The 18,940-nt window shown below is 52.4% G+C and carries 13 protein-coding genes and 1 pseudogene; 7 read left to right on the plus strand and 7 right to left on the minus strand.

Annotated features, from left to right (window positions below; translation table 11 throughout):
• Positions 1-2,939, minus strand: a pseudogene (locus BM123_RS10210) (hypothetical protein); the annotation flags it as partial.
• Between the two features lie 406 nt (positions 2,940-3,345).
• Here BM123_RS10210 and BM123_RS10215 point away from each other — a divergent pair.
• From BM123_RS10215 to BM123_RS10235, 5 genes are all read left to right on the plus strand, one after another.
• Positions 3,346-4,593 (plus strand): hypothetical protein, encoded by a 1,248-nt coding sequence (locus BM123_RS10215; RefSeq protein ID WP_090167960.1) that lies wholly within the window; start codon positions 3,346-3,348, stop codon positions 4,591-4,593.
• An 85-nt stretch (positions 4,594-4,678) separates the two neighbouring features.
• A complete protein-coding gene (locus tag BM123_RS10220) occupies positions 4,679-5,476 on the plus strand; it encodes a ParA family protein (RefSeq protein ID WP_090167962.1) in 798 nt (265 codons plus the stop codon).
• Between the two features lie 10 nt (positions 5,477-5,486).
• Positions 5,487-5,999, plus strand: coding sequence for a hypothetical protein (locus tag BM123_RS10225; RefSeq protein ID WP_090167964.1), 513 nt, complete (start codon positions 5,487-5,489; stop codon positions 5,997-5,999).
• Positions 6,000-6,148: 149 nt separating this feature from the next.
• On the plus strand, positions 6,149-6,430 hold the full coding sequence (locus BM123_RS10230; RefSeq protein WP_090167965.1) for a hypothetical protein: 282 nt from the start codon (positions 6,149-6,151) through the stop codon (positions 6,428-6,430).
• Between the two features lie 124 nt (positions 6,431-6,554).
• Positions 6,555-10,151, plus strand: a complete 3,597-nt coding sequence (locus tag BM123_RS10235; protein WP_090167967.1) for a hypothetical protein — start codon at positions 6,555-6,557, stop codon at positions 10,149-10,151.
• A 52-nt stretch (positions 10,152-10,203) separates the two neighbouring features.
• Here the strand turns inward: BM123_RS10235 and BM123_RS10240 are convergent, their stop codons facing one another.
• The gene (locus tag BM123_RS10240) at positions 10,204-11,253 is read right to left on the minus strand and encodes a DUF3089 domain-containing protein (protein WP_175489323.1); all 1,050 of its coding nucleotides are present in this window, start codon (positions 11,251-11,253) and stop codon (positions 10,204-10,206) included.
• Between the two features lie 315 nt (positions 11,254-11,568).
• Here BM123_RS10240 and BM123_RS10245 point away from each other — a divergent pair, with 315 nt between their 5' ends.
• Positions 11,569-12,435 carry an oxidoreductase gene (locus tag BM123_RS10245; RefSeq protein ID WP_090167971.1) on the plus strand — a complete coding sequence of 289 codons (867 nt, stop codon included), beginning with the start codon at positions 11,569-11,571 and terminating at the stop codon, positions 12,433-12,435.
• A 44-nt stretch (positions 12,436-12,479) separates the two neighbouring features.
• A complete protein-coding gene (locus tag BM123_RS10250) occupies positions 12,480-13,403 on the plus strand; it encodes a helix-turn-helix domain-containing protein (RefSeq protein WP_090167973.1) in 924 nt (307 codons plus the stop codon).
• Between the two features lie 63 nt (positions 13,404-13,466).
• Here the strand turns inward: BM123_RS10250 and kynU are convergent, their stop codons facing one another.
• The 5 genes from kynU to msrA form a co-directional block, all read right to left on the minus strand.
• Positions 13,467-14,714: a kynureninase gene (kynU, locus tag BM123_RS10255; RefSeq protein WP_090167976.1), complete on the minus strand. Its 1,248-nt coding sequence runs from the start codon at positions 14,712-14,714 to the stop codon at positions 13,467-13,469.
• A 300-nt stretch (positions 14,715-15,014) separates the two neighbouring features.
• Complete coding sequence (locus BM123_RS10260; protein WP_090167978.1) at positions 15,015-16,367, minus strand: DUF58 domain-containing protein; 1,353 nt, start codon at positions 16,365-16,367, stop codon at positions 15,015-15,017.
• Positions 16,368-16,652: 285 nt separating this feature from the next.
• Entirely contained in the window at positions 16,653-17,555 is a 903-nt protein-coding gene (hemF, locus tag BM123_RS10265; RefSeq protein ID WP_090167980.1) for an oxygen-dependent coproporphyrinogen oxidase, read from the minus strand.
• 118 nt (positions 17,556-17,673) lie between these two features.
• Positions 17,674-18,018: an arsenate reductase family protein gene (locus BM123_RS10270; RefSeq protein WP_245748510.1), complete on the minus strand. Its 345-nt coding sequence runs from the start codon at positions 18,016-18,018 to the stop codon at positions 17,674-17,676.
• 108 nt (positions 18,019-18,126) lie between these two features.
• Positions 18,127-18,858 carry a peptide-methionine (S)-S-oxide reductase MsrA gene (msrA, locus tag BM123_RS10275; protein ID WP_090167984.1) on the minus strand — a complete coding sequence of 244 codons (732 nt, stop codon included), beginning with the start codon at positions 18,856-18,858 and terminating at the stop codon, positions 18,127-18,129.
• Positions 18,859-18,940: the final 82 nt, after the last annotated feature.

The raw sequence follows: 18,940 nt of genomic DNA on the forward strand, positions 1-18,940 counted from the left end.
GCTTCCATGATGTCATCAGGAAGCGTAGCACGAGCTACGATACAGCTCATTTCAACGGGACCGGGAGCAATACAGGTAGGAGCGTTCTTGTCTTCCACCAGTACGTCCAACCAGCAGAAGTTCATGTTGCCTTCCGCATCGGTTACTTTCAGACCAACGCGAACCGTACCGAGATCAGCACAAGTCAGCACCAGTTCCTGGTCGTAAGCTTCCGTAGCAATGTTATCAGCGCCTACGCGAGCGATTTCCAGCGTTACACCGGAACAGTCATCGTAAGAACCTGCATCAATCATTTCAGGCGTCAGGATAGCAATACCCGTGCTGGCACCACCGGCAGCAGAACCGCTGGAGATGCTTACGTTCAGACCATCTTCACAGATAGCAACGGGAGCAGTTCCGTCTTCTACAACGAACTCAACATCTGTAAAGTCACTATTACCACACTGGTCAGTATAGGAATAGCGAAGAATATGTGACCCAACAGGAATCGCAGAAGTAACTTCTGCATCATTATCAAAATAGTTGACTTCAAATGAGCCAATTGGTGTAGCACTTAAGTCACCACCGGGATAAATCGAGGCAACTACTTGAATATCCAATGGGCTATCTCCACAATCATCTGAAATGCTTCCTCCAGCATCCAAGCGTATATAAGCAGCACAAACATTCCCAGCGTTAGTTGTGAAAACCAATGGACCTTCATCAGCTACACCATCAAAATCAAGATCTTGAGTAGGAGCGGTAAAAGTAGGCGCAGTAAAGTCTCCTACTTTTACAATTTGTGTGAAAGTGCGAACATCGCTTGGGTCACACCAATCAATAACCGTATAGGTACGTACGTACTTGTAAGTGTTTGGGCAAGTTACAATAGCCGGACCATCAGAGTAGGTAACACCAATATTACATACAGCTTCACCGGCATTGAGGTTAAATGTACGGTCACCAATCTGTAGGAAAGGAAAGTCTACCTCAAGTGGATCAACTGGTCTAGTATCATTTCCACCTCCAGCACGAGGATCACTACAATCTACAATAACAACTGGTTCTACATTTTCAGCATTCAGGTCATCCAAAGTAGGACGCGTGAAAGTGATCGTGTAAGAAGCCGTTACGCTTGGGTTTTCTTCGCCGGCAGCACTTGCACAAACAGCGATTTCTGTTGCCGTAAAGGTACGCGTCAGTACAACGTCGTTACAGTTAGGATCTTCTTCGTCGAAAACAAGTACGTCGTTTACACAAACTTCGATCTCCTCGGTACAGCCGTCCGTGAAGGTCGGTACGAGTGGAGAAGAACCACCAGCAAACAGGCGGTTACGAAGAGCAGTAGCCATAGAACCAGGAACCGTAGCACCGGTTGCAGAAGAGACACGGTAACACTTGTTAACCGTCTCGTCAAGTGTCGTCAGCGTGTTACCATCGATATCAACGCAGAGAAGCTCAACATCATCAGGAGTCGTTACAACAGCTGGAGGAGTCTTGTCTTCAGCGTTAACGATACCCCAACAGTTATTGAAGGTAAATTCTGCTGCAGGAGCACCACCTTCAACAGAGAAGTTAGAAATTGTAAGGATCGTAGCGAGAATATCTCCGATGGGCTGAAGTCCGTCATCTTCGATACGGAACTCAAGCGTGTAACCAGCCTCTACATCAAATGTGGCAGAACCTGAAGCAGGTTCGTCCGTGTTAAGTACTTCTTCAACAACATCACCTTCAAAGTTGAAAACGATGATAGCGTCATCAAAGCCGTCATCCACGCCATTCAGGTCATAATCGAAAGACACAGTGCTCATTCCGCTGAACATAATAGAAGCAGACAGTTCAAAGTCTGTTCCGCCACCTACACCGAAAGGAGAACCGGTAGTAGACATTACGAGGGTAGACTCCGTAAAGGTTGCAGAAGCAAGCTGCTGCTCATCATCGTTAGAGTTATCGGTTACTGTCCAGTTGCTACCAGCAAAGTCGCCAGTGAAACCGTCAGCACTTCCACCACCACCACTAAGGCCTTCACCAGTGACAGTATAGTTAAAGGTACCACAACCATCAACAATAGGACCATTAGATGGATCCTCATCCATTACAATGATGGTCAGTGAGTTAGGATCAAGACAGCCAAACTCTCCGGTAAGTACCATCTCAGGAATTACAAGACCTTGGCAGTTATCGTTCAACGTCAGGTTAATGCTCGTAATACAAGCAAGGTTAGTAGCATCACAGTCTTCCGGATCATCATCATTACCACCACCGTTATCAGCACTGGCAACACCAGAAACGGTGAAAGACATCATTTCGCCGCTAATGTCACCAGTGTCACCAGTGCCAGCATCGCCAGCGTAAAGCGTCCAGGTACCATTCAGGGCATCACCCTGAGCAGCCAGATCAGCAAAACTGGTAACCAAAGCGCCCGTTGCACCAGCAGGAAGGCCCAGGCCATCACCGTTGACAAAGTAGTCACACAGAGCGTCATCAACACACACTGCCTCACCGCCTGCGATACTGCCACCCATAGTTTCAGGGTCAGTAGTTCCAGCATCAGAAAAGGTAAGTGGGCCAGCTTCGCTAAAATTTGAAGAATCCCCAGCACCATTACCAGAGCCGGAGCCAGCAGCACCAGGTTCTGAGAAAAGTGGAAGAATATCACCATTGGGAGCCGCAACGTATACCGTTACATCACCAACCCATGAGTGGTTTAACTTCATTGACACAGCCAGGTCACTTACCGTAGCGCCAGCACCAATGCCAGAAACAGTCACCGAAGTGCTGGCCATAGTAGCCAAATCCGGAGCTGAAGGATCAAATTGGGAATCTGGAATATCGACAGCCGTACCTGCGGGCGTTGATGCGCTAAAAGCCTGTGCATTCAAGCCCGAAAAGGCCAGGCACGCCAGCAGCGTAAAGAATAATCCACGGCCAAAAGCCGCGTTGAGTAAATGTCGTCTCATGTTATCGTCTTATTTTCTGAGATAATGAAAAGAGTGCAAATGCACGAAAAAAGGTAAAAAGCACTCTCCTCTTGTAGGAAAAAGGTTAGTACAAAAAGCTGCCCCCATGGAAAGACCTAGAGGAATCAAGTTCGAAGGTAGCAAACACTTGCCTTTTATCGTTAATCTTATTGGCTTTTTTTCTTTTATGCTGCACTAATACTTAAAAAACATCACCCATGAGCCTCTTCTATTGGGTAACCACCCTTAAAAATGGCTTTGACATCCCGTTTTCCCGACTAGTCATTTCTTTACGTTCCACCTTCCCCAACGCCCCCTGAGATAAGCCAAGCCATAAAGCACCTTTTATCAACACGCAAAGTTTGAAAATAATTTTATTGAAATTTATTTGCATATTTGCGCCTTCATGGCAGAAAAATCCCTTTCCGAAAAATTTGTGCAAAACACCGTTGCGGAGCAGTTGAACAAACGCTATTATCGCAGAAAGTCTGCTTATGTCAACACCGAAGTTTATACGCGCTTAAAACGTGCGGATGTTTTGCTCGCCTTTATGCGCAGCAACAAACGCCCTTATGTTGTCGTCGTGGAAGCCAAAAGCCGGACGACCATTCATCAGCTCAAATTGAAAGAAAACCCGGACCGGACCAGGTGGGTGGGCAGAATCATAACCGCCGCGCTAATCGCTTTGCTTTCGGTTATACTCGGTTATCAGTGGTATTTCAACGCACTCAACACTTTACTCCTGCTTGGGCTATTTGTGGCGGGTTCGGCATTGATCTCTTCCATCGTCAGCCGCATGGAGCTAAGTCTGGTGGGCTCCATCGGGGCAATTGAGCAGTTAGCCCGCTACCCGGCCAACGAAAAGTGGATCGCCATTGGGGAAGACAGTTTCGTTAGACCCGATGAATACCAAACCTTGCGCAGGCAGTGTCGTAAAAATGGAATCGGACTAATTGTAGTTACCCGAAAAGGAAAAATGTCCCTGCGTGTAATTCCGGAACCCAGACACACCTTTAATAATTACTTGGGTAAATACGGCAAAGAGAAAAGTATCCTGGCCATCATCAGCAAACAACCGGATTATGGCTCCACCCCACCCGAGCGCCGAAAAAAAAGACGACAGCTGCTCAACTCAGCCCTCCTGCTGGCCATTATCGGCACACTCGCACTCATTGGTTATGAGGAAAGCCACCGGCCAATTGTCCCCGATCCGTTTGAAGAATCTTTTCTTCCGGTTGACGAAGAAAACGGAGGAGAAGAGTCCGAAGAAGTGGACGACGTGCCAGGCCCGGAACAAGATGGAGATACTTTGGCGGGGCCCGCAGGTGCAGAGGATACTGCCACAGGATGCGAAGCTCTTACCGTTACGCAACGGTCCTTCATTGTAGTAGATGCCCTGCTGAAAGAAAAGTTAGCAGAGCAAAGGCTGGAGGAGTTGAACCGTGCGGGGATTGACGGCCTGAGCGCTATTCCTACGGATTGCCTCAACAGTTGGCCCGCTCCAGGTAGGATAGCTTTGTATACCGGTATCGTTTATCCTAACCGGCCAACGGCCGCCGCCGCCGCTAAAGCGTACAATTTACGCCTGAAAGAGATCGGTATTTCCAGGGCCTATGGCCGCCCGGTTAAAGTACGTCCACCCGTTCAGGAATAGTTTCTTTATCTTACGTCTCTACGAGGGGCATAGTTAAAGCTCGTTTCCCTACCTTCGCCCCCCAAACTAAGGCCCATTTTCTTTTATGGCAACCGTAATCAGCTTACTGAATCACAAAGGTGGCGTTGGTAAAACCACCAGCGCTATTAACATTGGTGCCGGGCTCGTGGAGCTTGGCAAGCGAGTCCTTCTGGTCGACCTCGACCCACAGGCTAACCTCTCCCTCTCTCTTGGTATTCCCCGCCAGTCGGTTACCATCTATGAGAGCATCATGGGAGAGAGTGACCTGGTCCCCTTCGTCGTTCGCGAGGGCTACCACGTTATTACCTCCAGCCTGGACCTGTCCAGCGCAGAGATGGAACTGGTCAATGAAGCAGGAAGAGAATTCATTCTCCGCGAACTTTTTGCCGGTGTGGACGACGACTATGACTTCATCATCATCGACTGTCCCCCAAGCCTCGGCCTGCTCACCCTTAATGCTCTGACCAGCAGTCAGCAGGTAATCATCCCGCTGCAAACGGAGTTTCTCGCCCTCCAGGGACTGGCGAAAATCAAGCAGGTTATTCAGAAAGTTAAGCTTCGGCTCAACAAGGAATTACACATCAGCGGCGTTCTGGCCACGATGTACGACCACAGAAAGGTCCTCAACCGGGACGTAGTGGAAACCATCCAGAAATACTTCGGCCCGCTTTTACTGGAGACTTATATCCGCGACAACGTCGCGCTGGCGGAAGCTCCGGCCAGCCGGCAGGACATTTTCGGCTACGCCCGCAGCAGTAACGGTGCGAAGGACTACCTCGCCGTCTGTAAGGAAATAATCGACCGGACGGAGAACCCAATTCACCTGCGGGAACGTTCCCCTAAAGAAAACACCGCCAAGTAAACCCGGCACCATGGCAAAGAAGCGCTTTACCGACGATCTTTTTGGACTCTTTGAAGAACCGACGCCCCAGGCGGAGGCCAGTGGTCAGGAGCCCGACGCCGCCGTTGCGCCCAGCCAATCGGAAGAAGAAAGCGTTGAGGTAAAAGTTCCTACGCGCAGCTCCCGTGCTAAACGCAAACTGTCCAGCAAAAAATTTACGGCTGACCTCGACAACTTCCTGAGCGAAAGCTTTGAGCGAGAGAGCAACAATGCTTCCTCAAGCTCCTCTGCACCTGCGTCCGCGCCCCAAAAAGCTTCCCGTCCGCGCCGTCGCAAAACCGGCCTGGACCTCCTCATTCGTTCCACCGTTGCCGATGAAGACCGTTCCACCCGCGGCGGCAACACCGCCGAGACCAAGCGCGTCACCCTGATCTTTAAAAAAGACCACCTCACCGAATTAAAGGAACAGGCCAAAGAACGTGGGATGTTCCTCAAAGATGTGGTGCAGGAAATGGTATCTAAGTATCTGGAGGAAGAGGGATAGTTTGGCAAGTTGCCGCACCTTGGCGGTCAGTGGTAAGGAAGACGCTACTCTTTCCTGGGCAACTAGGTCATTCGCCAATAATCTCTCCTTTGTGTTCTATGTGTCTTTGTGCCCTTTGTGTCATAGCGAGCGCCCTTAAAATTCTAGAGATGCAACATAAAACCTGGATCAAGAACTACGAGCAGGACTTCGGACGCCTCGCCGAAGAGGTCGGTGACCTTCGCTACGATAGCCTCGCTGAGTTCCTCAAGCTACTGGCCAGGAAGCTAAGCATCGACGCAGGTAAAGACCGGGACCGCGGGCGGCGGCACCTTTCGGAGGCCCTGAACGAAGCAAAAGAGGGTTTAGCAAAAGCCGCGGATTCCATTGGTGTAGCGTGGAGAATTTGCGAGCCCTATATGCCGTCTTCGGACGAAGATTTGCCCGTTTAGTTTGTCGTTAATCAGCCAATTATTCGTTCGGCGAACAAAATTTCGCTGTCTGGCGTGTGAACAACATAACCTTCCAGCCATCTTATCGTTATATTGAACACCATTGGTGCCCAAACGATTCGAGATGCGTCTATCCCTTTACTTTTTATTGAGTTTGTTTTCTCTTGGCGTGTTTGCCCAGACTTCCCAGGTGGAGTTCGGTAAAAACCGGGTACAGTACCATAAAGATTTCGAGGACTGGGAGAAGTACGAATCCGACAATTTTATTACCTATTGGTATGGTGAAGGGCGGAACCTCGGCCAATCCGTCGTGCAAATGGCGGAGTATGACTTTGGCTACATCCAGAAAATGCTGGAGCATCGGATGAATGAAAAGGTACAATTGATCGTGTACCGGGACGTAACGGACCTGAAACAGAGTAATATCGGCAGTGAGGAAGTGTTCACCCTGCCGGGCAACCAGAATCTGGGAAGAAGCACCAGCTATATCTCCGCCACCCAGACAAAATTCCTTGGTAATAAAGCCTTTGTTTACTTCAACGGTGACCACACGGACCTGCGCCGGCAAGTCCGGGAAGCCATGGCCAGTGTTTATATCGAGCATATGCTTTACGGGAGTTCCGTACAGGAGGTCGTGCAAAATGCCGTACTCCTCAACTTACCTCCCTGGTTTAAAAGCGGCCTTATTGCCTATCTCGGAGAAGATTGGAACACCCAAAAAGACGAACAGCTGCGCCAGCTACTGATGGGCGGGGAGTACGAAACCTTTAAAGACCTCGCTTCTGATTACCCGCAACTTGCCGGCCATTCTTTTTGGCACTACGTTTCCCAGAACTACGGCAAACCTACCGTCTCAAACCTGCTTTACCTGACCCGGGTCAACCGCTCGGTAGAAAATGGTTTTCTGTACATTCTGGGTAGCAACTATGATAATATTCTGTTCAACTGGATGGAATTTTACCGGACGCGATACACGGAAGATCTGGCCAGCCGGGCGGCCATCAGCTCTGCAGAAGTTCCCATAAAAAACAAAAAGCAACTCCCCATTACGGATGTGAAGATCAGTCCCGATGGAGGAAAAATAGCTTACGTACTTAATGAAATTGGCCGCTACAAGGTCTTCCTTCAGGATCTGGCCACCGGTGAGCGGACGCTCGTCCACAAAGGCGGTCAACGCAACCTCCTGCAAGCTACTGACTACAACTATCCCTTGCTCGATTTCTCCCCCACCAATCAGGAACTAGCCATCCTGTATGAATACCGCGACCGGCCCCGCCTGATGCAGTATGACCTGAACACAGGAAAAGACGTGACGAAAGATCTGGACATTACGCTGGACCGCGTCTTCAGCATGGCCTACATCGACCCGGGTTCCATGGTACTCTCCGCCAGCGCGTTCGGTTTTACAGACCTGTACACCTACCTGCCGGCCACAAGAGCCTCCATCAGGATCACGAATGACTTCTGGGATGACCTCGACGCTGTACCCGTCAACATTCGTGGCCGAAGAGGCATCGTCTGGTCCAGTAACCGTATTGATACGGAATTGAAAACGGCTCGCCTGGACACCATACTCCCCATCGGAGATTATGATCTTTGGTATTACGATTTGGAGGCAAAAAGCGGTGAACTCGTTCAGGTTTCCGACACTCCGCTGGCTGACGAGCGGCAACCGGCCGTCATTGACGGTACTCACTTTAGTTACCTCAGTGATGCCAGCGGGGTATACAATCGTTATCAGGCTCATCTGGAGGAGTACATCGACCACTACGAGCAAACCATTTACCTCAACGATGGCAGTGAAATTACGCTCCATGCGGACAGTACGATGGAGAAACTGGACACCGCGGTGGTGGACTCCATCGTCGTCTTCCCCATCATCAAGGAACGAGCCGTTGTGGAAGCCGTCACCAATGTACAGGCCAATATCGAACGGCAAAGCAGCAGCCGGAAGCTCCCCAAAGGAGTGGAGCTCTACCTGGCTGACCGGGGTCAACTCGTAAGAACCTTCACCTTTGACACCACTCAGAATGTACGCTTAGCGCCAACGGCTTTCCGCCGGGAAAGTTACCGGGCTGCGGGGCAGGCTGTGCCTTCCTTCACGAGTGCCGGAAGCAGTACGAATGGTACTGGTAACGGAAACTTGATCGCTCCGAATAAGGTAAACCCCAATGCATCTACTTCTGCAGAAGATAACGCCTATCTGTTTCAAACCCGCTTTGAAGATTTTGTTACGCCGCCAGACCCATCGGAAGACAACATTCTTCTGAAAGAGCCTACGACGGCTACGGCCGCGCCAACTCCGGCTGCCGCTGATACTACCGGAACCCGGCCCAACCTTACGGTGGTTGCTCCGCCGAAATCCCGAAATGTCCGCCGGGCCGTCAATAAGCTACTGAAGGGCGAACGCCCCATTGCGGAGCTCAACCGGAATTACAAGTTCAATTTTGCCCGCATCACGCCTTACCGCCTCACCTTCCGGGTCAACTACGTAAAGACCGAGGCGGATAATGATCCTCTCTTCGCCGGGCTCAACAACTTCAGCGCTAACCCCAATGGCTTTACCCAACAACCCCTTGGCATTCTCTTCAAGGGTAATATTATGGACCTCTTCGAAGACTACTCCATCACGGGTGGTGTTCGTATCCCCACCAGCTTCAATGGCACGGAATACTTCGTCACCTACGAAAATCGGAAGCGCCGGCTGGACCGGATATTCTCCGTTTACCGCCGTAACCGCCGATTGGAAAACGGCTTCTTCAATGCCCTGCGCCCCAACCAGCCACGTCTGATCGAAGAAAACACCTTACTGGCTCAGTATGGTGTTCGCTATCCGCTGGACGTATTCCGCTCTCTGCGGGCTACCGCTACGGTACGGCGCGACCGGGTGCAGACGCTGCCAACCGAGCTGGCCGCATTACAGGAAGGCGCGGAAAGTGAGGCCCGCGTAGGTGCCAGGTTAGAGTATGTATTTGACAACACCCTCAACCTGGCGACTAACCTAAGAGTAGGCACGCGCTATAAAGTATACACTGATTTTTATAAAAGCTTCAACATCAGCTTCAGTGAGGGAGGAGAAGAGACGGGCTTCGAGCCTGGCTTCCTGGGCATTCTTGGTTTTGATGCCCGACACTACCAACGGCTGGACCGACGCAGTATCCTGGCCGTCCGCCTGGCGGGATCCACCAATTTCGGCGGTCAGAAGCTGCTGTATTATTTGGGTGGAGCCGACAATAGCCTGATCAATAACTTCAACCAGGGAATCCCGACGCCGCAGGGTGAGAACTTCGTCTTCCAGGACCTCGCCAACCCGCTGCGAGGCTTCGACATCAACATTCGTAACGGAGGTACCTACGTACTCAGCAACGCTGAGCTGCGGGTGCCGGTCTTCAACTACCTTTTCCGGAATCTGCGCTCTCGTCTGCTACGTGATTTCCAGCTCGTTTCCTTCTTCGACGTAGGTACAGCCTGGTCAGGTTCTGATCCATTTGACGAGGACAATCCCGTCAACATCACCACTTACCCAGACCCTAGTCTGGGGCAATCCGGCCCGGTTTCCGTGCGGGTACGTCGCTTCCGCGATCCCATCATTTACGGCTATGGCTTCGGCGCCCGCACTACCCTATTCGGATATTATATCCGGGCGGATTATGCCTGGGGTGTTGAAACGGGAATCCGGCAGAAGGCGAAGCTGCATATTTCCCTGGGGTATGATTTTTAGGTGGGATACAGGATTGAAATCATTGTTATTGTAGAGACAGGTCATGCCCTGTCTACAACCGCGCAAACGCCCCTACCCGATCCACTGCATTCTCCCGGACGTTCATCCAGAACAGGTTATAATCGCCGATGTGGTAGTTTTTGGTCCTGAAGAAGATATCGCCAAAAAACTTGGGTTTATTGGTAAACAGCCCGTCGCCACGGATTTCTGCCCAGACGAGTTCCGGGAGTAAGCCAGCATCGTAGTTATACAGAACGCCTCCCCGGTTGAGGCTGGCGGGTGCCCGGCCTTCCTGAGTGGTCCAGGTGAGAGGGTTGACGACGGCAATGTCCGGCACCGTATCCCGGTAGCCTTCCTTGGGAACAAAGTCTTCGCGGTAGGTGCGCCAGCTGACGAAGCAGCCCGTCTGCTGCGGGCTTTCACAAACGGGGATACTGCGGTAAGCCTCCCGGGAGACGGGCATCCCTACGAGGTAGGCGGCCACCAGCTGATCTTTCAGCGGCTGCCCATCAAAGCGATCGGCGAGTAAGCGTTTAGCGTGGGTCGTCCCCTGGCTGTGGCTGGCGATGATGATGGGCCGCCCTCGATTATAAGTTGACAGGTAATAATCGAAAGCCGCCAACACGTCCTGATAGGCCGTGTCCAGTGCCCGTTCGGACACTTCCCTCCCTTCGGGGTAAAACACTTTGATATTGGCCTGCCGATAGCGTGGGGCATAGATCCGCCCGGCGGCGTTGAAAATGCTGGCGTGGTTGGGCAGCACGAAGTCGTCCACGGTCTCGTTTACCTTTTCGTCGGCCAGGTTCGCGTTCCACAGCTCGTTTCCGCGGTGGGTTTTAGAGTAGACCGTGGGGTGAAGGTAGAAGACATCCGCCGTGGCGGTCAGCTGCCCGTCGGCCAGAGTATCTCCGGGGGTGCGGTCGGCACCGTCGTTTGTGGTGGGCAGGGCGGCCCAGTTTTTCACTTCGGAATAGTCCGGGGCGGAAGGCACCGGGAAATTGTTTCCGGCAGGCAGTTCGGGGATACCAGCGCAGGCAGCCATCAGAACAGAAAGTAGTAGTCCGGCAAAGAGGCCGTGGTGGGGTACAGTTTTTTTGTGCATACACAGACCCAAACGGGATCGGGAGGAGAAATGTTGGGGGGCGCGGACGCGGGTGCAATGGGGGAAGAAACGGAGCAACGTTGGGTCGCAGGAGAGTATCGTACAAACCATATTAATAGATGGGCGGCGAGATTATTCAACCACTCATCTTGCAGGTAAAAGATGGTTCTGTACAATCTGGCAGCAGCAAAAAACGGAACACCAATCCTACTCGCCGCTAAATGCCGTTTTCTGCTACAACAAGCCCGGATTTAGCTACACCCCTCCTTTTTTAAGCCTTTACTTTTGTTCCATCACTTAATTAAAAAAGGAATCATGAATTTATCAGGAAAAGTAGCGATCGTAACGGGTTCTAATACCGGTATAGGGTACGAAACGGCATTGGACCTATACCAGAAAGGAGCAAGGGTTTACGTTGCTTGTCGGAATGAAGAGAAAGCATTAGACGCCATAGCAAGGATGAAGACGCGGGGCGGAACGGGTGAACTTATATTTGGTCGTTTGGATTTGGCAAGTCTACGTTCCGTTAAAGAATTTGCCGGCGAGGTAATCGGAACAGAAGCAAGGCTTGATTACTTGGTCAACAACGCAGGAATTATGATACCACCTCCCTCAAAAACAGAAGACGGTTTTGAAATCCAGTTCGGGGTGAATTTCATTGGGCATTTTGCTCTTACCGGTCATTTGTTTAATCTGTTGGAAACAACACAGGGCTCTAGAGTAGTTACCTTAAGCAGCATAGCGCATAGAAATTCCGCAATTGACTTCGACAATTTCCGATTAGAAAAAGAGTACAACCATTGGAGAGAATACGGACAAAGCAAACTGGCTGATATCATTTTTGCACTTGAATTTGACAAGAGGCTAAAAAGCAATGGTTACCAAATTAAATCTCTGGCAGCACACCCTGGTTTCAGCAAAACAGATTTGCAGAAAAACATGGACAAGGACACACTTGCTTCGCTTGATTTAATGACCGCTCAGGAAGGCGCTCAACCGACGCTTGCGGCTTGCTTGCGAGAGAATGCAGAAGGGGGACAATACTGGGGTCCTGACGGACCCAACGAACAAAAGGGCAAGCCCGCCTTGGCGAAAATTGATAAAGCGGCTTTAAACCAGGAACTTAACGCCAAACTATGGAATTGGGCCAGGGAAGCTACAGCGGCTAACTTCCCTTTCTAAACAAGCTACGCCATAAGGCCTCACGGTTCTTTAAATCCTGAAACATGCCCTCTTTGAGTCCAACAAGGTTAAAAACCATCAGTGACCTGCACCGGTACAACAATATCGCTCCGCCAGAGCATCCTTTGATCAGCTTAATAGATTACAGCCAAATCAACCCTGCTCCGGAGAACAATGTGTTGAAGTGGGTGCAACAGTTTTATTCAATTTCCATAAAACGAGATGTAGTTGGCAAATACCGATATGGTCAGCAATCATACGATTTTGATGAAGGGTTAATGACCTTTTTTTCTCCTGAGCAGCTTGTTTCAGTACAGTTGACCGAGGATGACGCAACGAGCAATCCATCTGGTTGGATTCTGGCCATTCACCCTGATTTTTTGTTTGGAACCTCGCTGGCAACAAGCATCAAAAAGTATTCATTCTTAAAGTACTCCGTTCGGGAGGCACTTTTTCTGTCAGAGAAAGAAGAGACCGTAATTAATGAAATACTTCAAAACATACAGACGGAATACCAGAGTAACATTGACCAGTTCAGTCAACAAATAATCATCAATCAGCTGGAACTGTTGCTCAGCTATGCGGAGCGGTTTTATCAACGGCAATTTTTAACCCGGAAAGTTTCTAATCACCAGATATTAGACCAACTGGAGCAGCTTTTAGAAGATTACTTCAGTCAGGATGATGCGATAGTTAATGGACTACCATCCGTTCAGGAAATGGCCCAAAACCTGAACCTTACGCCGGATTACTTAAGCAGCATGCTAAAGAGCTTAACGGGGCAGACAACCCAACAACATATCCATCAGAAATTAATAGAAAAAGCCAAGGTACAATTGTCAACGACCAATTTATCCGTGGGTGAGATTGCCTACGGGCTGGGGTTTGAACATCCACAATCCTTCAGTAAATTATTCAAATCCAAGACCCGGCAAACACCCATAGAGTTTCGTACTTCGTTTAATTAGAAGTGCGCATACGGAGCAACAGTACACAAATGGCTGTTACTGGCTATTCTAAAGCTTCAAGCATTAGCTCACCACTTCCCCCAGAATTTTCACCGCCCGACTTACCTCCTCCTCCAAAGCATACAAAGGAGCCGGCGCCATCCGCAGCACCCCACCCGCGCTGCCGGCGAGGTTATCCTCCCGGTAGTCAACAATGAGGCCGGCGGCGGAGAGTTGCTGTTCCAGTTCCGGCCGGTGGCCGGGCACGTAAACGGAAAGCTGAGCGCCGCGGGCTTCCGGATCGGCGGGGGTGAGGATCTCCAGGCCGGGCAGCTCGCTCAGGCCGGCGTAAAGGTCGGCCGTCAGCGCCAGGGAGCGTTGGCGGAGGGCCTTCATGCCGCCCGCTTCTTCAAACAGTGGCAGCGAGGCCAGCAAGGGTGCCATGCCCAGCACGGGAATAGTAGAGACTTGCCAGCCAGCCGCACCGTGTTCGGGGCGGAAGGTCCGCCGCATCTGAAAGCGGTCACTTTCTCGGTGGCCCCACCAGCCGGCGAAGCGGGGCAGGGTTTCGTCTTCAGCGTGGCGCTCGTGGACGAAAAGTCCACCCGGAGCCCCGGGTCCGCCGTTCAGGTATTTGTAGGAGCACCAGACGGCGAAGTCTGGCCCCCAATCGTGCAGCTGCAGTGGTACGTTGCCCACTGCATGCGCCAGGTCAAAGCCCACCTTAGCACCAGCGGCATGGCCGGCGGCAGCGATCGCCTTCAGGTCGAAGAACTGACCGGTGTAGTAATGAACGCCGGTCCAGAGGACGAGCGCAAGCTCGTCGCCCGTCTTCTCGATGGTGGAAACGATGTCTTCCGTCCGGATGCTATGCTCTCCCTCCCTGGGGGCAATTTCAATCAGGTCGGCCTCCGGATCCAGCCCATGAAAGCGGAGCTGACTGATAATGGCGTGTTGGTCGCTGGGGAAGGCCCCGGCTTCCATGATTACCTTGCGGCGTTTTCCCGCGGGGCGGAAGAAAGAGACCATCAGCAGGTGGAGGTTGACCGTCAGGGCGTTGGCGACCGTCACCTCAGCCGGCCGGGCACCGACGATGCCGCCCAGCGCGCCTTCGGCGCGGCGGTGGAAGCCGAGCCAGCCACCTTCGGGGCCGTTCCACCAACCCTCCACGGCGCGCACGCGCCAGCTTTCCATCTCCGTAGCCAGGCGCTCCGCCGCCGCCAACGGCTGCGGGCCAAGGCTGTTGCCACAGAGGTAAATCTTGTTTTCGGGGAGGTGGAAGTGGTGGCGGAGATGGCTGATGACTGGTTGATTTAAAAAACCTCTCCCCAACCCCTCTCCGGTACTTCTCGCCTACGGCTCGACGGAGAGGGGCTTGGGAAAACGCTTCGCGTTTTTAGTTAGTTGCTGGTGGTGAAACATGGCTCTTTAAAGCCTCACATTGCACCTGCGGCTGCGCCCAAAATACGTTACAGAATTGGTTGTGACGTTTCCAATCGGTTGGTCGAGACGCTATGCGTTGAGCCGGGCAAAAGGAACGAAAGCGATTTTGACCGTAGATGAGCTCCCAGGCATACACGCTCCAAGGGCCTTTGGCCCCGTTCGCAATCGACGCATAGCGTCTCAACCAGACTACACCAGCCCCCGTCGCTTCAGCTCCAGGTACTGATTAATCACGTCCCCCGTCAGATTTTCCGGCCGCGTCAGCACTACCTTGATGCCGTTCTGCCGTAAGCGGGCGGCCATGAGACTGCGCTGCACGAGATGGCGGCGGGCGGTTGATTTCAGATACACGTCTTCTACTTCAGTTGTGGGCTCTTCGAGTAATTCTGCTACCTCCGTGTTTTCGAAAAGGATGACGACCAGCTGGTGTGATTTGCTGATCCGCCGCAGTCCGGGCAGTACCCTGTCCAGGGCATAATTACTCTCAAAATTGGTGAAGAGAATAATGAGGCTCCGGCCGCCCAACAGCTTCCGACTCGCATAATAGAGCAGGTCGTAGTTACTCTCCATCTGCCTGTCTTGCTGGCGGTAGAGTGCTTCCATAATCCGGCGCAAATGATCCGGCTTGCTGTCCGCCGGCAGCACCGTTCCGATCTTATCGGAGAAGGTCAACAGCCCCGCACGGTCCTGCCGTTTCAGGATCACGTTGCTCAGTGCCAGGGTACTGTTGATGGCATAGTCCAGCAGGCTCAGGCCGTTAAAGGGCATCAGCATCGTGCGGCCCTTATCGATACAGCAAAAAACGCGCTGGGCGCGTTCGTCTTCGTATTGATTGACCATCAGCTGGTTCTGCCGGCCGGTAGCTTTCCAGTTGATGCTGCGAAAATCATCCCCGAGGACATATTCTTTGATCTGATCGAATTCGTAGCTCTTGGCCAGCCGGCGCATCCGTTTACGGCCTTCGGCGGGTACGGTCGTTTTTGCCTTAAGCGCAAACTCCTGCATCTGGATAATACTCGGGTAAACGGGCACCGTTTCCGCAGCGGGGAACTCCAGCCGGCGTTCGGCCAGTTGCCAGTCGGTCGCCAGGAAGAGATTGATGTTTCCAAAGCTGTATTCTCCCCGCGTCATGGGCCGGATGGGGTAGCTCAGTTCTTTGTCTGACTGCGGCTCCAGCTCAAAGGCAATCCTATGGTCGCGCACCTGCAGGTCGACCGGCAATTCATCGGTAAGCGTTGCGCTGATTTTTTTGTCTCCGGTGTTATGCAGTTGTATCCGGACCTTCATCACGTCGCTCAGTGACAAAACCTTGGGGGTGCGTCGCGTTGCGGTCACCTTTCCGGATAATCCGTAGAGCAGGTAAATGTCGTAAAAGAGGGCCGCAATCAGGGCAATCAAGCCAAGGATCGCCAGGTAGAAAAGCGGCCTCCACCAAAAACCCATTGCTGACAATACCACTACTGCCGCCAGCCCCATGAAGAAGCGGTTCCCCAGGTAGAGGTAGCGGATATGATCGTAGAGGGCTTTTAACTGCGGTGGCATGGTAGGGCTAAGATAGTTTAATAGTGGGATAGATTGATAGTAATGATAGTTTGATAGTAGCTCCCGCGAGGGAAAGGCGGGAGCGCTATACGCAGGTGCAAGGGGAGGGAATATTAAAGCAGGGTACCGGAGCCACTCCCACTGCCCCAAATCATTCAGTGGGTTGGGGCGCCTGGATGCTCTCCCGTCGCTTCGCGTTTCTACTAAATCTGCCGACAGTTTCAAGGGGGCTCTAAGCGTCCTGAAAGGACCTGAGAGCGTGCCGGCGGCTACCTAAGCAGAGCCCTACCCTTCCAACCAATCCTTCCCCTTCACCAGCCCCGCCAGCGTTTCCGCCTCGCGGCTTCCGGGCACTGTTTTAAAGTCATACTCCCACCCCGCCAGCGGCGGGAGGCTCATGAGGATGGACTCGGTGCGGCCGTTGGTGGTCAGGCCGAACTTTGTGCCCCGGTCCCAGACCAGGTTAAACTCCACGTAGCGCCCCCGGCGAATCTTCTGCCAGTGAGCCTCTTCTTCGCTTACGGCCTGGTCTTTATTTTGCTCCAACAGGGCCAGGTAGGTCGGTACGAAAGTGCGACCAACGGCGGCGGTGAAGTCGAAGAGCGTCCGCTTGTCCTTACCTTCCGTAGCGGGCTCCAGGCGGTCGAAAAAGATGCCGCCTACGCCCCGGGTCTCCTGGCGGTGGGGGATGTAGAAGTAATCGTCCGCCCACTCCTTAAAGCGGGGGTAATAGCTTGGGTCGAAATCGTCGCAGGTATTCTTCAGTTGCTGGTGAAAGAAGGCGGCTTGCTCCGGGACGAGGTAGTGCGGCGTCAGGTCAATCCCGCCACCAAACCAAAAGCGCCCGCCGTCGAGCTCGAAGTAGCGTACGTTCATGTGGATGATCGGCACGTGGACGTTCTTCGGGTGCAGCACAATACTGACGCCGGTAGCATAGAAGCTCGTCGCTCCGGAATCCAGCTTCAGGCTTTTGGCTGCTGCTGCGGGCAGGTCGCCGTGCACGGCACTGAAATTCACACCGCCTTTCTCGATGTGGTTGCCGGAGAGGACGCGGGCCCGGCCTCCGCCCCCTCCGGGGCGGTCCCAGCTATCCTCCCGGAAGGCGCCGCCATCGGCGGCGCTGAGGGAGGCGCAGATCTCATCCTGAAGAGACTGGAAGAAGGTGGTGATTTCTTTGCGGGAAGGCATTTTAGTATTTTGGTCCGTTAGTATTTTGGGGCTACCGCATTTTATAGGCGGCAAGGTGTTAGAGGCTACCGCATTTTGGAGGCGGGAGAGCTACCGCACCTTGGAGAATGGGGAAGTATTATTCCGCCAGCGCAGCCTTTGTTCCCGCAACGCTCTTTTTGGCACTACCAATGAAAATCTGATCACCGACGATAGTAACCGGGCGTTTCAGGAAGGTGTACTCTTCCAGAATCAGTCGGCGGTAATCCTCTTCGCTAAGTTCCTGGTCCGCCAGGCCCATACTACGGTACTTCATTGCTCGCCGACTAAAGAGGGCTTCATAGCTACCGGCTAGTGTAGCCATATGATCCAGCTCCTTCGCCGTAATCTTTTCTTCCTTGATGTTACTGATCTCCAGATCGGGCTGATCGCCCAGCTCTCCGATGATGCGCTTACAGGTGTTGCAGCTGCTGAGTTGATACATTTTTGCCACGGGAAATGAATAATTGAAGGGAGGAATGAGTGAATGGAAGGTGCAAATATAACTTGCTTGAAGTGGAGCTCTTCACTCACTCATTCTATCATTCTCTTATCACTTCAGAAACTCCGGCTTCAACCGATCCTTAAACACCTTCATTACCTTCTCCACCTTCGGCCGGCTCACGTTCTGCACGTAGCCCTGGTTGGGATTAGAGGGATCTTCGTAGTAATCCTGGTGGTAGGCTTCGGCGAGGTAAAATTCGATGGGATCCTCGATGGTAGTCGCGATCTTTTTGCTGAACTTACCGCTTTGGTTAAGGGCCCCGATTTTCGCTTCAGCCGCCATACGCTGCTCCTCGTTGATGGGGAAGATGGCGCTTCGGTAGTGTGGCCCGACGTCCGGTCCCTGGCGGTTGACCTGGGTAGGATCGTGGGCGACAAAGAATACGTCCAGAACGGTATTGTAATCAATCACGGCCGGGTCATAGTAAACGACGATGGCTTCGGCGTGGCTGGTTTTACCGGCGCTCACTTCCTTGTAGGTAGGGTTGACTTCCTTGCCTCCGGCATAGCCGCTGTGTACATCAACGACGCCCTGAATACGATCGAGCGCAGCCTCCGTGCACCAGAAACATCCTCCGGCGAGGTAGGCTTTCTCCAGGCCTTCATAGTTTTTGTCAAGTTCCTGAATGGTGATTCCGGCAACGGGCTCAGGATTCCCCTTGCGGTCGGGCATAGCCGTGGTTTCAGAACCGGCACTGGCGTTCGTTTTCTGGCTGTCGCAGGCGCTGGAGCTAAAGATCAGACCCAGAAGAAGTAAAAAGGTAAGGGCGGGGGATTTCATCGTTAATCGCTTTGTTGACGAGTATAACGTGAAAAAGGCAGGATGGGTTATCCGGCCAGGATGTCAATGTCGCTTTCCGACC

The organism is Neolewinella agarilytica (assembly GCF_900110645.1).
GTDB lineage: Bacteria > Bacteroidota > Bacteroidia > Chitinophagales > Saprospiraceae > Neolewinella > Neolewinella agarilytica.

What these genes read in the sequence shown, in the direction of transcription:
- BM123_RS10215 (WP_090167960.1), top strand. Translation starts at nt 3,346, where the DNA reads ATGGCAGAAAAATCCCTTTCCGAAAAATTTGTGCAAAACACCGTTGCG.
- BM123_RS10220 (WP_090167962.1), top strand. Translation starts at nt 4,679, where the DNA reads ATGGCAACCGTAATCAGCTTACTGAATCACAAAGGTGGCGTTGGTAAA.
- BM123_RS10225 (WP_090167964.1), top strand. Translation starts at nt 5,487, where the DNA reads ATGGCAAAGAAGCGCTTTACCGACGATCTTTTTGGACTCTTTGAAGAA.
- BM123_RS10230 (WP_090167965.1), top strand. Translation starts at nt 6,149, where the DNA reads ATGCAACATAAAACCTGGATCAAGAACTACGAGCAGGACTTCGGACGC.
- BM123_RS10235 (WP_090167967.1), top strand. Translation starts at nt 6,555, where the DNA reads ATGCGTCTATCCCTTTACTTTTTATTGAGTTTGTTTTCTCTTGGCGTG.
- BM123_RS10240 (WP_175489323.1), bottom strand. Translation starts at nt 11,253, where the DNA reads ATGCACAAAAAAACTGTACCCCACCACGGCCTCTTTGCCGGACTACTA.
- BM123_RS10245 (WP_090167971.1), top strand. Translation starts at nt 11,569, where the DNA reads ATGAATTTATCAGGAAAAGTAGCGATCGTAACGGGTTCTAATACCGGT.
- BM123_RS10250 (WP_090167973.1), top strand. Translation starts at nt 12,480, where the DNA reads ATGCCCTCTTTGAGTCCAACAAGGTTAAAAACCATCAGTGACCTGCAC.
- BM123_RS10260 (WP_090167978.1), bottom strand. Translation starts at nt 16,367, where the DNA reads ATGCCACCGCAGTTAAAAGCCCTCTACGATCATATCCGCTACCTCTAC.
- hemF (WP_090167980.1), bottom strand. Translation starts at nt 17,555, where the DNA reads ATGCCTTCCCGCAAAGAAATCACCACCTTCTTCCAGTCTCTTCAGGAT.
- BM123_RS10270 (WP_245748510.1), bottom strand. Translation starts at nt 18,018, where the DNA reads ATGTATCAACTCAGCAGCTGCAACACCTGTAAGCGCATCATCGGAGAG.
- msrA (WP_090167984.1), bottom strand. Translation starts at nt 18,858, where the DNA reads ATGAAATCCCCCGCCCTTACCTTTTTACTTCTTCTGGGTCTGATCTTT.